Here is a 14,954-nt window from a genome sequence, read left to right on the forward strand (position 1 = left end):
CTTTACTATACTTAATCGCATTCATTAGTAAATTATCAAATACACGAACCATCTTTTCCGAATCAATCGATGCATATGCACGTTCCTCAGGAAATCTCTTAACAAACGCAAGCCCATGCTCTTCCGCCTGTGGTACTAACTCTTCTATTAATTGCTCAAGTAACTCATTTATACATACTTCTTGTTTTTCTAATACAACTTGCTCATTTGTTAACTTCGTATACTCAAATAAATCTTCTATTAAATTCTTTAACTGCTCCGACTTTACAAAAGCAATTCTCGTATATTCATCATGTTGTTCTTTATTTTCATATTTAGAGTCTCGAAGTAATCTCAAGTAACCCATAATAGAAGTAAGTGGTGTACGTAAATCATGAGATACATTCGTAATAAGCTCGTTCTTTTGCTTTTCTAATTTACGTTCCTTTTCTATATTATTCATAAGCTCTTCTGCCATATTGTTAATATTCTCAGTTAGTGCAGCGATCTCATCCTCACCTTTCTTCTCAATACGATAAGCTAAGTTCCCTCTTTCTATTTCCTTTACCCCTTGCGCCATCGCTTCAATCTGCTTCATCTTTCTCTTTGTTATATAGAAGAAAGAGAAAATGAATACGAGTACACCTATTAGAAATGGAAACGGTCCTTCCACTTTATAATAGACTACCTCCCCTTGAGGAATTCCGCTCACAAACATATATAAGTTCTTACCTTCAATTGTAATAGGTGAAAATGTAATAAACTCTTTTCTTGATCTTTCAATATCATTATTATTCGAATAATTGATAGCAAATGAAGTCGCATTACGAATTGTGTTATGCAAATTGATTTGCTCTTCTTGCGCCTGCTTCGTTTTATACAGAACCTTACCATTTTCATCGGTAACTAATATTTTAAAAGCATCATGCCCCTGCGCTAAGTTTTCATTTTCTAGTTCTATCATATTTCGCACAGCATCTAACTTATTTTCATCAACCATCATTTCCGCTGTACTTTGAGCTTTACGATTAATTTGCTCCATACCATCTTTATAATTAATCTCAGCATGTCGACTAGCATCCTCAAAAATAGGTGCTACTATCTTCGTTGATACAAAGAGACCTAATAACGCACATGCAGTAAACGCAGTAATAAGTTGAATTCTTATACTCCGCTTCACACTCTGTACTACCTTTTTAGCTAACCTTCTAGTTTTCTTATACACATAAGTAAAAGGGCTAAATATCTTTTTCAATCTTATACCCCACTCCCCATACCGTTTTTATATATCTTGGCTTCCTCGGATTCTCCTCGATCTTTTCACGCACTTTCCGAATATGTACCATTACAGTGTTATCAGACTGGAAAGATCTTTCGTTCCAAACCTTTTCATAAATTTGCTCAGCGCTAAAGACCATACCTGGATTACGAGCTAGCAATTCTAAAATTGAGAATTCCCTTGGAGTTAGTTTGACTTCTTCTCCCTCTACAATGACTTTATGGGTCGAGATGTTAATTTTCATATCACCTATTTCTAGCTCGTCCTCATCTTGAATAGCAAAACCATTCATTTTCATATAGCGACGTAGCTGCGATTTAATTCTTGCGATTAGCTCTAACGGATTAAATGGTTTCGTTACATAATCATCTGCACCTGTTGTTAATCCTAAAATTTTATCCATGTCCTGCGTTTTTGCCGAAAGCATAATAATTGGCATCTCTTTCGCCTCCCTTACTTTCATACACATATGAATACCATCTACTTTCGGCATCATAATATCTAATACAACTAAGTGCACTTCATTTTCTTCTAATATACGTAATCCTTCTTCTCCGTCCCCTGCTTGCAGTACTTTATATCCTTCGTTCTTTAAATAAATTGTAATAAGATTCCTAATTTCTTTTTCATCATCTACGACAAGTATTGTTTCCCCAGCCATAATATCTCCCCCATCAGTTTTTAATCCCTAACTTCTATTATAAGAAAACTTCTGAAGAAAAACGCTCGGAAATCCTTAAGATTTTCTGAAGACGCAAAAAAGGTCTAGACTCCCCTTAAGTCTAGACCTTTCAAAAAACCCCTTTTATTTACGAACGTAGATAAAATATAGTACGAATAAAACTCCCATAACATACATAATTGGATGAATCTCTTTACGACGACCACTCACAACCATTGTAATTGGATAGAAGATAAAACCGATTGCAATTCCTGTTGCGATACTATACGTAAGTGGCATTGAAATGATAGTAAAGAATGCTGGTACTGCAATCTCGAATTTCTTCCAATCAATTTCGCCTAAAGATGAAACCATCAAGATCCCTACAATAATTAATGCTGGTGCTGTTACAGCTGGTGTCACAACACTTAATAGTGGTGAGAAGAATAGCGCTAGCAAGAAGAACCCTGCTGTTACAACTGCTGTAAATCCAGAACGTCCACCCGCTGCTACCCCTGCAGAAGATTCAATATAAGACGTTGTTGTTGATGTACCTAAAATCGCACCGATTACAGTTGCAATTGCATCTGCGAATAAAGCTTTTCCTGCACGTGGTAATTTATTGTTCTTCATTAATCCCGCTTGATTTGCAACGGCTACAAGCGTACCTGCTGTATCAAAGAAATCGATAAAGAAGAACGTTATAATAACAATCGCCATTTGAACAGTGAAAATATCTCCAAAGTGAGTTAACGCCATACCGAACGTCGGTTCTAGACTCGGTATTGCTCCTACTACAGCTTTCGGAGTATCAATTAATCCCGTTGCTACTCCTAAGATTGCTGTAAGAATCATACCGTAAAATACTGCACCATTGACTTTCTTAATCATGAAGATGATTGTAGTAACAACTCCGAAGATTGCTAGTAACGTTGTGCCCTTTGTTAAATCCCCCAATCCAACAAGAACAGCATCATTTTTCACGATAATTCCGGCATTTTGGAATCCAAGGAAGGCAATGAATAATCCGATACCCGCCGCTACTGCAAACTTTAACTCTACTGGAATTGCATTAATGATTTTTTCACGAATACCTGAAGCAGTAAGAATAATAAAGATAATACCTGACATTAATGTTCCAGCAATCGCCGTTTGCCACGGAATTCCCATCGTTAACACCGCTGTATAAGCAAAGAACGCGTTTATTCCCATACCTGGCGCTAAAGCAATCGGATACTTCGCAAATATCCCCATAATTAACGAACCAATCGCCGCTGCTAATGCTGTAGCAACGAATACTGCACCTGGATCCATTCCTGTACCTGCCGGTAATCCTTTAACATTCCCAAGCGACAGCGTAGCAGGATTGACAAATAGTACGTAAGCCATAGATAGAAATGTCGTTAAACCTGCTATGAACTCTGTTTTATAATTTGTGCCGAGTTCATCAAACTGAAAATAGCGTTTCATCTTACGTTTCCCCCGTTATATGATTACTCGCCGTATTTCACCCTAGCCCTCTTTTATCTCGAAAAATAAAAAAGGCTTCCATTGCATATACATGGAAGCGTTCTATAAACAAAGACAAGTTTCCCCTTATCTTTATACAAACGCCTCGTAGTCAAGCCATTTACGGTAGCTAGGTAGAAACTTTCGGGCCATATCCCCGATATTATACGACGGCATAATATTCACTTTTCGTTTGAATTACATACTCATATTAACTCGATGATGGGCTTTTGTCAATTTAAAAACGAACATTTTTATAAACTTTTATATTTTCGTTCGTATTAAGAAGAAAAACAAAAAGATCCATCTATACATAAACGATAGATGGATCTTTTTTATTACAATACTATTCCCACTCGATAGTTGCTGGTGGCTTACTCGTTATATCATACACGATACGGTTAACGTGTTTTACTTCGTTTACGATACGTACAGAGATTTTCTCTAATACATCCCAAGGGATACGTGCCCAGTCAGCTGTCATACCGTCGATAGATGTTACTGCACGGATACCTACTGTGTAATCGTAAGTACGCTCGTCACCCATAACACCTACACTACGCATACCAGGAAGCGCAGTGAAGTATTGCCAAACTTCGCGGTCTAATCCTGCTTTTATAATTTCTTCACGTAAAATCGCATCAGATTCACGAACGATTTCTAATTTCTCTTCTGTAATTTCACCTAATACACGAATACCAAGTCCTGGACCTGGGAACGGTTGACGCCATACGATTTCATCAGGAATTCCTAGTTCTGATCCTAATACACGTACTTCGTCTTTAAATAAAGTGTTTAAAGGCTCAATTAATTTGAACTGCATGTCTTCTGGAAGTCCACCAACGTTATGGTGAGACTTAATTGTTTGTGCAGTTGCTGTACCACTTTCAACGATGTCTGTGTAAAGTGTACCTTGCGCTAGGAAGTCCATTCCTTGTAATTTAGAAGCTTCATCATCAAATACGTAAATGAATTCATTACCAATGATTTTACGTTTTTGTTCTGGATCTTCTACACCTTTTAACTTGTTCATGAAGCGTTCTTTTGCATCCACTTTAATAACGTTCATATGGAAGCCTTCGCTAAATGTTTTCATAACACCTTCTGCTTCATCTTTACGAAGTAAACCGTGGTCCACGAAAATACATGTTAGTTGATCACCGATTGCTTTATGAATTAATACTGCTACAACAGAAGAATCTACACCGCCACTAAGTGCGCATAGTACTTTTTTGTCTCCAACAGTTTCACGGATCTTCTCTAATTCTACTTCAATAAAGTTCTCCATGTTCCATCCTTCAGAACAACCACATACGCCGAATACGAAGTTTTTAATTAAATCGTTACCGTGCTCAGAGTGACGTACTTCTGGGTGGAATTGTACACCGTATAAGTTTTTCGCTTCATTGCTCATACCAGCAATTGGACAAGACTCACTTGTTGCATCTACTACGAATCCTTCAGGTAAACCAGTTACTAAGTCACCATGGCTCATCCATACAACTTGCTCTTCTGGAAGGTTCGTATATAATTTTGATTCGTTCTCTACTTTAAGAACAGCTTTTCCATACTCACGGTGGTTTGCACGTTCTACTTTACCACCGAACTGTTGCGTCATAAGTTGCATACCGTAACAAATACCGAAGATCGGTAGACCTAATTCAAAGATTTTTTCATCACAATGTAATGCACCTTCACCATATACACTATTTGGTCCACCAGAGAAAATGATCCCTTTTGGATTCATTGCTTTAATTTCTTCTGCAGTAATTGTATGCGGATGAAGTTCACTGTATACACCGAACTCACGAATTCGACGTGCTATTAACTGATTGTACTGACTCCCAAAATCTAAAACGATAATTGTATCATGCTGCTTCTTCAAAATAATCACCCCAACGTTAGTTCTCGTATATAAATATTTTCACCAATTTGGCGAAAAGCATTACTAATATAATAAAAAAAGCCAGTCCTCCGCCTCTAGTCTCATAACAAAGAAAAGGCAGGGGTCTGGCTTTATAAAGAAAGATAGTCTCCGCTCTTTATAAATATAAGACACACTGCCTTCATAGTCAGGTTGTTTACGGTAACCCGGTAGAGACTCTCAAACCATATCATTGAGGATATATGAAGGATCGTTTTATATTATCTTCCTAGATTCTAACAATGAAGTATCAATATGGTCAAGAGAGAAAGCGACAAAATTCTACAGAAATTAATTTCCTGCGCTCAAAAACACAAAAAAACATCCACTTCTATATAAAAGTGGATGTTTTTCGGGCAAACGGAATTACATCATTCCGCCCATACCGCCCATGCCCATGCCGCCCATGTCAGGCATTCCAGCAGCACCAGCTGGTTCTGGCTTGTCAGCAACTACAGCTTCAGTCGTTAAGAACATAGCTGCAACAGATGCTGCGTTTTGAAGTGCAGAACGAGTTACTTTAGCTGGATCTACGATACCAGACTCAAGCATGTTAACCCATTCGCCAGTAGCTGCGTTGAAACCAACGCCTACTTTTTCGCCTTTTAGACGCTCTACAACTACAGATCCTTCTAGACCAGCGTTGATTGCGATTTGACGAACTGGCTCTTCTAGTGCGCGAAGTACGATGTTGATACCTGTTGCTTCGTCGCCTTCAGCTACGATAGAAGCTACTTTTGTGTATACGTTCATAAGTGAAGTACCACCACCTGCAACGATACCTTCTTCTACTGCTGCACGAGTTGAGTTAAGTGCATCTTCAATGCGAAGTTTGCGCTCTTTTAACTCAGTTTCAGTTGCTGCACCTACTTTAATTACTGCTACGCCGCCCGCAAGTTTTGCAAGACGCTCTTGTAATTTTTCACGATCGAATTCAGAAGTAGTTTCTTCTAATTGCGCGCGGATTTGACCGATGCGAGCTTCGATTTGTTGTGAATTTCCAATACCTTCAACTACAGTTGTGTTTTCTTTCGTTACAACAATTTTACCAGCGCGTCCTAAAGATTCCACTGTAGCAGATTTTAAGTCACGTCCTAGTTCTTCAGTAATTACTTCGCCACCAGTTAAGATTGCGATATCTTCTAGCATTGCTTTACGACGGTCACCAAATCCAGGAGCTTTAACAGCTACTACATTGAATGTACCACGAAGTTTGTTCACTACTAATGTAGCTAACGCTTCGCCTTCTACATCTTCAGCAATGATAAGAAGTGGTTTACCTTGTTGTACCACTTGCTCTAATACTGGTAAGATTTCTTGGATGTTAGAAATCTTCTTATCAGTAATTAAGATATATGGGTTATCAAGAACTGCTTCCATTTTGTCAGAATCAGTAATCATGTAAGGAGATGCATATCCACGATCAAATTGCATACCTTCTACTACGTCTAATTCTGTTGTGAATCCTTTAGATTCTTCTAAAGTAATAACGCCGTCGTTACCAACGCGCTCCATTGCTTCAGCGATTAATTGACCAACTTCTTCGTCAGCCGCAGAAATAGCAGCTACTTGCGCGATAGAAGATTTACCTTCGATTGGTTTAGAAATCGCTTTTAATTCTCCAATTGCAGCAGTAACAGCTTTTTCGATACCTTTACGAAGACCCATTGGGTTTGCACCAGCTGTTACGTTTTTTAAACCTTCACGAATCATAGCTTGCGCTAATACAGTTGCAGTTGTCGTTCCGTCACCAGCTACATCGTTTGTTTTGCTAGCAACTTCTGCTACTAATTTCGCACCCATGTTTTCGAATGCATCTTCTAATTCGATTTCTTTTGCAATTGTTACACCGTCATTTGTAATAAGTGGTGAACCGAATTTTTTCTCAAGTACAACGTTACGACCTTTTGGTCCAAGCGTTACTTTTACTGCGTTTGCAAGAGTGTCGACACCGCGAAGCATCGAACGACGTGCTTCTTCACTAAATTTAATATCTTTTGCCATAATAATTGACCCCCTTGAATTTTTAAATGTATATAATTAACCGATAATTGCTAAAATGTCACTTTCACGTAAAATCAAGTAGTCTGTACCTTCGTATTTCACTTCAGTACCTGCATATTTTGAGAAGATGATAAGATCACCTGCTGCTACCTCTAAAGCAACACGCTCTCCATTTTCAAGCACTCGGCCAGTACCTACTGCAATAACTTTACCCTCTTGTGGTTTTTCTTTTGCAGTGTCTGGTAATACAATACCACTTGCTGTTTTTTCTTCTGCTTGAACAAGTTCAATTACAACGCGATCACCTAATGGCTTTAGCATGAACAATAACCTCCTCATTTTGTTATGTAAATTTTATTTATTAGCACTCAAGTCACACGAGTGCTAACACACTTCTAATAATAAATAATCTCAATTTTTTTTGCAAGTAAAAAAATCATAATTTTTTCGCAAATTACTTTATACACTTTCCTATATAGCATTACTTCTTCTACTGCCTTTACTATATGAATCGTTGTTCCCACTTCTTGTATGTTACAATATGAAAGACACCCTAAGTTGTTTTCGCTAAACGTACAACTTTTTCCTGTCTCCTATTTTATTTTCAAATACTTATTTACAAAAAAAATATAATTCAAATGAAAGTTTATATCGTAGGTAGCATATTTACATGTTATCCTACCTTATCTCATACACTAGCGTTAGAAAGGATGGTTAAACCATTTGAAAAAACAATATTGGTGGATTATCGTTACATACATTTTAATGCAGTTATCAGGCATTGCCGGGTTACCGCTTCTCCTGAAAACTGGACTATACGATAATAGGGGATTTACTAGAGAGGAAAAAATTCAGCTCATAACTGGTCATTGGGCTATCATTAGCTTTTTCATTGCATTATGCGTTGTACTTTGGTTACTCAGAACAGACATTCGTGACAGGCATTTAGATAAAATGCGCTCTACTGTTCCAGCTACAATTGGGTGGATTTTTATTGGTTTCTTCTTAGCACTGTTCTCACAAAGCATTGCCGGTATGATCGAAATGCGTTTATTAGGGATTACACCGGGATCTGAAAATACAGCAAGACTTATGGACATCGCAAGAACGACACCTTGGTTCCTTATCGTCATATCTATAATAGGACCTATTTTGGAAGAAATCGTATTTAGAAAAATTTTATTCGGTACACTTTATAAGAAGTTTAACTTCTTTATTGCCGCTATTATTAGTTCACTTGTATTCGCGGCGATTCATTTTGATTTTACTCACTTATTGGTATACACTTCAATGGGGCTCGTATTCGCCTTTTTATACGTAAAAACGAAACGAATTATCGTTCCTATTGCAGCTCATGTTGCAATGAATACATTAGTTGCAGTCGCTCAAGTTGTAGTAAGTAATGAGCAAATTCAAGAAATGATTAAAGAAGCTGAAAAAATGCAAGGCTTTATCGGAGGATTTTTAGTATGAGAAACTCACCATTGTTCATGGCTGCATTATACTTTCTTCTTGGATGTATCTTTACACGCTTCGCTATTACGAACGTAACAGATACAATCTGGAATATGTGGACAATACTATTTGCAGTTATGGCAACAATTGATTTTAATTTGGCACTTCGCCTTATCTTAGTCAAATTCACAAAGAAAAAACAATAATAAAACGCAGAGGTCATCTCCTCTGCGTTTTATTGTGGATAATTCTTCAAAAAGTAAACAAGCGTTTGTAACTCTACAGCTAAATCAATGTGATGAATTCTTATATTCTCTGACACATTTAAGCGTGCTGGTGTGAAATTTAAAATACCATGCACGTCCGTTTCTGCCAATCTATCTGCCACAGATTGCGCTACTGTAGCGGGTACCGTTAATATTGCCACTTGTATATCAGTTGATAAACGTTCTTCTAATTCATCCAAATGATATACAGGAATTCCTCCGATTTCTGTTCCAACTTTCTCTTCACTAACATCAAATGCCATTTCAATTTTTGTATTATTGTTTTTCGTGAAATTATAATGTAAGAAAGCGGTCCCTAAATTACCTACTCCAATAAGTGCTACACGTGTTATATCATCTTGGTCGAGTGTTTCACGGAAAAATGATAATAAATAATTTACGTTATATCCATATCCTTTTTTCCCTAACGCTCCAAAATATGAAAAATCTCTTCGAATAGTTGCGGAATCAACCTTTACCGCTTCACTCAATTCGGCTGATGAAACACGTTGCTTACCAGAAAGAGATAAGTTTTGGATAAATCGATAGTATAGAGGCAATCGTTTGGCAGTGGCCTGTGGAATTTTTTGCTGATCCATATAACCTCTCCTCTCTTCCTATCTTTATTCTTATACTTGAATCAAATACAGAAGTTTAGTACTCATGAATTTCCTTGTATAATAAAAAGAAGAAGTATTCTCTCTTTATTTTAAACTATACACTATTTTTAGTATGATTGAGAAATATAAACATGGCAAAGTTAAGAAATTATTTGAGGTGAAAACATTGATATTATTACAAGTGAATGGGCTTTCGAAATTATACGGTGCAGAAACGATTCTTGCAAACATAAAATTGGAAGTTCAAACAAAAGATCGTATCGCATTAGTCGGACGAAATGGAGCCGGAAAATCTACATTATTAAAAATAATAGCTGGTGAGTTATCTCATGATGGTGGTGAAATTATAAAGCCGAAAGATGTCTCAATGGGGTATTTAGCTCAAAATACCGGATTAGAAACGTCTTTAACAATTTGGGATGAAATGTTAACCGTCTTTACACACTTGCAGCAGATGGAGACAAAACTTCGAAGGCTAGAGCAAGAGATGGGAAAAGAAGAAAACTTTTCAAATGCGACTATATACGAGAAATTATTAGCTGATTATGACCAATTACAATTAGATTATAAAGATCAAGGCGGCTATCAGTACGAAGCGGATATACGCTCGATTTTAAGCGGTCTTGGCTTCCCTGTTGAAACGCACCAGACGACAATTTCTACATTAAGTGGTGGACAAAAGACTCGATTAGCTCTTGGGAAATTATTATTAACTAGACCAGACTTACTTATTTTAGACGAACCTACAAACCATTTGGACATTGAGACACTAACATGGCTTGAACAATACTTACAAGGCTATCCTGGTGCGATTTTAATCGTTTCCCATGACCGTTATTTCTTAGATAAACTCGTTACACAAGTATACGAAATTTCTAATAAGGAAAGCCGACGATTTGTTGGTAACTACAGTAAATATTTAGACTTAAAATCAGCTCTATACGAGCAAGAGATGAAGCGTTATGAAAAACAACAAGATGAAATCGCTAAACTGGAAGACTTTGTGCAAAAAAATATAGCTCGCGCATCTACGACAAAACGTGCTCAAAGTCGCCGTAAACAATTAGACAGAATGGACGTATTAACTAGACCATTAGGCGATTCTAAATCAGCTTCCTTCCACTTCGATATTGAAAAACAAAGTGGAAATGATGTTTTACAAGTAAAAGATGTAACTATTGGCTATGAACAGGAACCGATTATTGAACATGTAAATATGCGCTTAACTCGTGGTGATAGTGTTGCCTTAGTTGGGCCGAACGGAATTGGAAAATCTACATTATTAAAATCCATTGTGAATAAGTTACAGCTATTACATGGAAACGTTGCTTTTGGATCAAATGTATCTGTTGGTTATTATGATCAAGAACAAGCCAATTTAACATCTTCGAAACGAGTTTTAAATGAACTATGGGATGAATATCCCCTGCAACCTGAAAAAGAAATTCGCACTATACTAGGCAACTTTTTATTCACAGGGGATGATGTATTAAAACCAGTATCTTCTCTTAGTGGTGGACAAAAGGCTCGACTAGCTCTTGCAAAACTTATGATGCAAAAATCCAATTTATTAATTCTTGATGAGCCAACAAACCATCTTGATTTAAATAGTAAAGAGATTTTGGAGAATGCTTTAATTGATTACCCAGGTACTCTTCTATTCGTCTCTCATGACCGCTACTTCATTAATCGCGTAACGACAACGGTTGTTGAGTTATCAACAGAAGGTGCACAAGAATATTTAGGTGATTACGATTATTACGTTGAAAAGAAAAATGAAATGATTGAACGTGCGGAATTTGAGCAGCAAGAAGATGAAGTACCTGTTCAAAAAGTGGTGGCACAAGAAAAATTAAATTATCTCGAAGAAAAAGAACGTAAACAGTTAGAACGTCAACGCACTCGAAAAATTGAAGAACTGGAACAAAATATCGTAGGCTTAGAAGAAGAAATTGCTACATTAGAAGATCAGCTTTGCTTACCAGAAATATATGCAGATTATGAAAAGGCTAGTGAAATTACAACTAAAAAACAAACACTGCAAGAACTGCTTGAAGCTTGTATGGCAGAATGGGAAGAACTGCATATATAAGAGAATTTAAAAGAGGAGGATGTCTCATAAGTCAGGCTTTTTGACGAGATGACCTCTTTTTTATTTTCTTTTTTGAATCAATACCATAGTAAATGAAATTATATAAACAATTCGACAAGGATTGACAATAGTAGCACCTTATATAATAAGAGGATGATGTTTCAAAATGTTTTTTTGGACATCTCCTTATTTTTATTTCCCAAAAATGAATTTCTTCAAAGGTCAGACTTCACCTACGTTATCCACAAGGTTATGCACATATCCACCTTTATAATATAAACTTCCAAATAACTTTTCCACATTATCCACAACTAAATAAAAAGTTATACACATTTCATGTACACAAAAAAACCCATATTATCAACAGATAATTTGGGTTTTATCCACAAGCTGTGGTTAATTTTGTGTATAACTATGCTTCAATATCTAATCCTGGATTTGCATTTAAAGCTAATGTAGCGCGTTTTCCTTGTTCGTATGCAATTGTACCTGCAGCTGCAATCATCGCTGCATTATCTGTGCATAAAGATAGAGGAGGAATAATTAGCTCTATATTTTCTTTTTGTGCAAATTCTGCTTCTAAACGTGCACGAAGCCCTTTATTGGCAGCTACTCCACCAGCAAGAAGCACTTGTTTTACATTATAAGCATCTGCTGCACGAGACGCTTTCGTTACAAGTACATCTATTACACTTTCTTGGAAACTTGCTGCTAAATCTTCTGGTGCAATTTCTATACCGCGTTGTTTTGCGTTATGCACAGTGTTGATAACTGCTGACTTCAATCCACTAAAACTAAAATCATACGAATCAGGTTCTAGCCACGCACGAGGCAAATCAATTGTTGGTTTTCCTTCATGCGCAAGGCGATCAATATGAGGACCACCTGGATAAGGCATTGATAATGTACGAGCTACTTTATCGTAAGCTTCTCCTGCCGCATCATCTCGCGTTTCACCAATCACTTCAAATGAACCATGCTCTTTCATATAAACAAGCTCCGTATGCCCACCGGATACAACAAGCGATAGTAACGGGAATTGTACGTCTTTTACTAAACGGTTCGCATAAATATGACCGGCAATATGATGAACACCAACTAAAGGGATATCATGAGCAAAAGCCACAGCCTTCGCTGCATTTACACCTATTAAAAGTGCTCCAACTAAACCTGGGCCTTCTGTTACAGCAATTGCATCAATATCCTCAAAAGTGATATTCGCTTCTTTTAAAGCTTCTTCTAACACAACTGTGATTTCTTCTACATGATGACGGGATGCAATCTCTGGTACAACTCCGCCAAAACGCTTATGACTTTCAATTTGTGATGCAACGACATTCGCAATGATTTCCGTTCCATTTTTAACAACTGCTACAGCTGTTTCATCACAGCTTGTTTCAATACCAAGTATAATCGTATTTTTTTCCATTATATATTCACCCACATTACAAGACCATCTTCCTGATTGTCCGCATAGTATCGTTTACGAATCCCACCATTTTGAAATCCGTATTTTCTGTATAACTGCTTTGCTACTTCATTTGACACGCGTACTTCAAGTGTCATTGTTTTTACTCCTAACCCTTTCGCCTCGGAAATGACTTCTTTCAATAAGGCATCCCCTAGCTTTTTGCCTCTGTATTCTGGCAGGATAGCTATATTTGTTACATGTGATTCATCAAGAATTATCCACAATCCACAATATCCAATTACGAGACCATCTTTTTCTAGCACGACATAATGTGCATGTTCATTCATCTCTAATTCGCGGTGAAAGGCATCTGCAGTCCAAGGGGTTGAAAAAGATGCTTCTTCAATAGCTACAATTTGATCAATATCATCGAGTGCCATCTTTCTAAATATCATATCCATCTTCTGCAAGGCCCCTACTTGTTTTGACTTTCTAACCATTTTGTTTCAGCTTCAGCTAAACGAAGATAGCTAGGAACAAACGTATGCACGTCTTGTTCTTCTTTTTGTAATCCTAAAAATGCTAATTCACTTGGCCTTGGGTTATTCTTAGTGAACGGAGCAAATACAGCTTGTTCACCTAAATATTCTACAATTGTTTCTTTATGCAATTTAACATCGTTACCGATAAATAAAACAAGCTGTCCTTTATCTTTTAACATTTGCAACCAGTCTACAATAAGAATAATTCGATCTTCTTCTATTGAAGTTAACTGCTCTCCTTCATATGTATATAACCCAGTATAAATTTGTCCACGTCTTCCATCAAATAAAGGACAAATTAGTCCACTAAAGTTAGCACCATTTGCAGCTAACACTTCTAAACTGGATACACCTACAATTGGTATTTGAAGTGACCAAGCTAATGTTTTTGCAGCTGTCACACCTATACGAACACCTGTATATGATCCTGGTCCAGCTGCTACAACAATTTTAGTCAATTCTTTCGGTTTTACACCGCATTCTTTTAAAAGTTTCTCTACAGCTGGCATAAGACGTACAGAATGGTTTTTTGTTAAATTTGTAATGATTTCCCCAATCACGTTCCCTTCCTCAATAAGGGATACACCCATTACGTAATTTGAAGTATCAATTGCTAGTACTTTCATCTTGTAATAGCTCCTCACATAATCTAATATAGCGATCTCCAATTGGCTCGAGTAGAATTTTTCGTGTATCATCTCCAGCATGGAATAAACTAATTTGTAACTTCTCATTCGGTAAATATGCTTCTATTAAATGAGCCCATTCTACTACTGTAATCCCTTCACCATAGAAATACTCATCAAATCCTAAATCTTCTTCACTTTCCGCTAAACGATACACATCCATATGATATAGCGGTAATCTTCCTTTATATTCTTTAATAATATTGAAGGTAGGACTATTTACGACTCTTTTCACTCCAAGACCTTTTGCTAGTCCTTTTGTAAAAGTCGTCTTGCCAGCTCCAAGATCACCTTCTAAAATAATTACATCTTTTTCCTTTACAAGTCCCCCTAATTTTTCTGATAATCGTTGGGTTTCTTCGGAAGATTTTGTTGTTATTTCATATTTACTCACAGACTTCACCTACTTTACTCACAATGTTCTCTGCTCTTTATTATACAGGTTTTAAATATATAAAAAAGTCCTTAGGAGTTTTCCTAAGGATAGTTTGACTGTCTTTATTAGTTTTTTGTTAAAACAAATAAA

The 14,954-nt window shown here is 36.9% G+C and carries 14 protein-coding genes and 2 riboswitches (1 of these 16 cut by a window edge); of the genes, 3 read left to right on the forward strand and 11 right to left on the reverse strand.

Going from position 1 to position 14,954, the window contains the following annotated elements:
* From QCI75_RS25245 to groES, 6 genes are all read right to left on the reverse strand, one after another.
* On the reverse strand, window positions 1-1,234 hold the 5' portion of the coding sequence (locus QCI75_RS25245) for a sensor histidine kinase (RefSeq protein ID WP_144507732.1). It extends 275 nt beyond the left edge of the window; only the first 1,234 of its 1,509 coding nucleotides appear in the window; the start codon lies at window positions 1,232-1,234; the stop codon falls past the left edge of the window.
* Window positions 1,218-1,919, reverse strand: a complete 702-nt coding sequence (locus QCI75_RS25250; RefSeq protein ID WP_144507734.1) for a response regulator transcription factor — start codon at window positions 1,917-1,919, stop codon at window positions 1,218-1,220. Before QCI75_RS25250 ends, QCI75_RS25245 begins: the two co-directional genes overlap by 17 nt.
* Window positions 1,920-2,063: 144 nt before the next feature.
* Complete coding sequence (locus QCI75_RS25255) at window positions 2,064-3,389, reverse strand: NCS2 family permease (protein ID WP_098780136.1); 1,326 nt, start codon at window positions 3,387-3,389, stop codon at window positions 2,064-2,066.
* 128 nt (window positions 3,390-3,517) lie between these two features.
* Window positions 3,518-3,619, reverse strand: a riboswitch (purine riboswitch).
* A 155-nt stretch (window positions 3,620-3,774) separates the two neighbouring features.
* Entirely contained in the window at window positions 3,775-5,313 is a 1,539-nt protein-coding gene (gene guaA / locus QCI75_RS25260; RefSeq protein ID WP_144507736.1) for a glutamine-hydrolyzing GMP synthase, read from the reverse strand.
* 164 nt (window positions 5,314-5,477) lie between these two features.
* A riboswitch (purine riboswitch) is annotated at window positions 5,478-5,579 on the reverse strand.
* A gap of 139 nt (window positions 5,580-5,718) precedes the next feature.
* Window positions 5,719-7,356, reverse strand: coding sequence for a chaperonin GroEL (gene groL, locus QCI75_RS25265; protein ID WP_144507738.1), 1,638 nt, complete (start codon window positions 7,354-7,356; stop codon window positions 5,719-5,721).
* A gap of 36 nt (window positions 7,357-7,392) precedes the next feature.
* Entirely contained in the window at window positions 7,393-7,677 is a 285-nt protein-coding gene (gene groES, locus QCI75_RS25270; protein ID WP_000917305.1) for a co-chaperone GroES, read from the reverse strand.
* Between the two features lie 402 nt (window positions 7,678-8,079).
* Between groES and QCI75_RS25275 the strand changes: the two genes are divergently transcribed.
* The gene (locus QCI75_RS25275) at window positions 8,080-8,829 is read left to right on the forward strand and encodes a CPBP family intramembrane glutamic endopeptidase (RefSeq protein WP_002113444.1); all 750 of its coding nucleotides are present in this window, start codon (window positions 8,080-8,082) and stop codon (window positions 8,827-8,829) included.
* Complete coding sequence (locus QCI75_RS25280) at window positions 8,826-9,017, forward strand: YdiK family protein (RefSeq protein WP_001246201.1); 192 nt, start codon at window positions 8,826-8,828, stop codon at window positions 9,015-9,017. Before QCI75_RS25275 ends, QCI75_RS25280 begins: the two co-directional genes overlap by 4 nt.
* Window positions 9,018-9,046: 29 nt before the next feature.
* Here the strand turns inward: QCI75_RS25280 and QCI75_RS25285 are convergent, their stop codons facing one another.
* Window positions 9,047-9,676, reverse strand: a complete 630-nt coding sequence (locus QCI75_RS25285; RefSeq protein WP_002113443.1) for a redox-sensing transcriptional repressor Rex — start codon at window positions 9,674-9,676, stop codon at window positions 9,047-9,049.
* A 187-nt stretch (window positions 9,677-9,863) separates the two neighbouring features.
* Here QCI75_RS25285 and QCI75_RS25290 point away from each other — a divergent pair, with 187 nt between their 5' ends.
* Window positions 9,864-11,789 carry an ABC-F family ATP-binding cassette domain-containing protein gene (locus QCI75_RS25290; RefSeq protein WP_353761573.1) on the forward strand — a complete coding sequence of 642 codons (1,926 nt, stop codon included), beginning with the start codon at window positions 9,864-9,866 and terminating at the stop codon, window positions 11,787-11,789.
* A 412-nt stretch (window positions 11,790-12,201) separates the two neighbouring features.
* Here QCI75_RS25290 and tsaD read toward each other — a convergent pair whose 3' ends face one another.
* Genes tsaD through tsaE form a run of 4 tightly spaced genes read right to left on the reverse strand, consistent with a single transcriptional unit; the run spans window position 12,202 to window position 14,822 of the window.
* The gene (tsaD, locus tag QCI75_RS25295; protein WP_098780148.1) at window positions 12,202-13,218 is read right to left on the reverse strand and encodes a tRNA (adenosine(37)-N6)-threonylcarbamoyltransferase complex transferase subunit TsaD; all 1,017 of its coding nucleotides are present in this window, start codon (window positions 13,216-13,218) and stop codon (window positions 12,202-12,204) included.
* The gene (gene rimI / locus QCI75_RS25300; protein WP_144507742.1) at window positions 13,218-13,661 is read right to left on the reverse strand and encodes a ribosomal protein S18-alanine N-acetyltransferase; all 444 of its coding nucleotides are present in this window, start codon (window positions 13,659-13,661) and stop codon (window positions 13,218-13,220) included. The genes tsaD and rimI overlap by 1 nt, the downstream gene beginning before the upstream one ends.
* Window positions 13,662-13,675: 14 nt before the next feature.
* Entirely contained in the window at window positions 13,676-14,368 is a 693-nt protein-coding gene (gene tsaB / locus QCI75_RS25305) for a tRNA (adenosine(37)-N6)-threonylcarbamoyltransferase complex dimerization subunit type 1 TsaB (protein ID WP_144507744.1), read from the reverse strand.
* The gene (gene tsaE / locus QCI75_RS25310) at window positions 14,349-14,822 is read right to left on the reverse strand and encodes a tRNA (adenosine(37)-N6)-threonylcarbamoyltransferase complex ATPase subunit type 1 TsaE (protein WP_144507746.1); all 474 of its coding nucleotides are present in this window, start codon (window positions 14,820-14,822) and stop codon (window positions 14,349-14,351) included. Before tsaE ends, tsaB begins: the two co-directional genes overlap by 20 nt.
* Window positions 14,823-14,954: the final 132 nt, after the last annotated feature.

Origin of the sequence: Bacillus cereus group sp. RP43, from assembly GCF_040459645.1 — a bacterium.
Taxonomy (GTDB): Bacteria; Bacillota; Bacilli; order Bacillales; family Bacillaceae_G; genus Bacillus_A; species Bacillus_A mycoides_C.

Excerpts from the sequence above, each read along its gene's own strand:
- QCI75_RS25285 (WP_002113443.1), bottom strand. The coding sequence starts at position 9,676 with ATGGATCAGCAAAAAATTCCACAGGCCACTGCCAAACGATTGCCTCTA.
- QCI75_RS25280 (WP_001246201.1), top strand. The coding sequence starts at position 8,826 with ATGAGAAACTCACCATTGTTCATGGCTGCATTATACTTTCTTCTTGGA.
- rimI (WP_144507742.1), bottom strand. The coding sequence starts at position 13,661 with ATGGATATGATATTTAGAAAGATGGCACTCGATGATATTGATCAAATT.
- QCI75_RS25255 (WP_098780136.1), bottom strand. The coding sequence starts at position 3,389 with ATGAAACGCTATTTTCAGTTTGATGAACTCGGCACAAATTATAAAACA.
- groES (WP_000917305.1), bottom strand. The coding sequence starts at position 7,677 with ATGCTAAAGCCATTAGGTGATCGCGTTGTAATTGAACTTGTTCAAGCA.
- tsaD (WP_098780148.1), bottom strand. The coding sequence starts at position 13,218 with ATGGAAAAAAATACGATTATACTTGGTATTGAAACAAGCTGTGATGAA.
- groL (WP_144507738.1), bottom strand. The coding sequence starts at position 7,356 with ATGGCAAAAGATATTAAATTTAGTGAAGAAGCACGTCGTTCGATGCTT.
- QCI75_RS25250 (WP_144507734.1), bottom strand. The coding sequence starts at position 1,919 with ATGGCTGGGGAAACAATACTTGTCGTAGATGATGAAAAAGAAATTAGG.
- tsaB (WP_144507744.1), bottom strand. The coding sequence starts at position 14,368 with ATGAAAGTACTAGCAATTGATACTTCAAATTACGTAATGGGTGTATCC.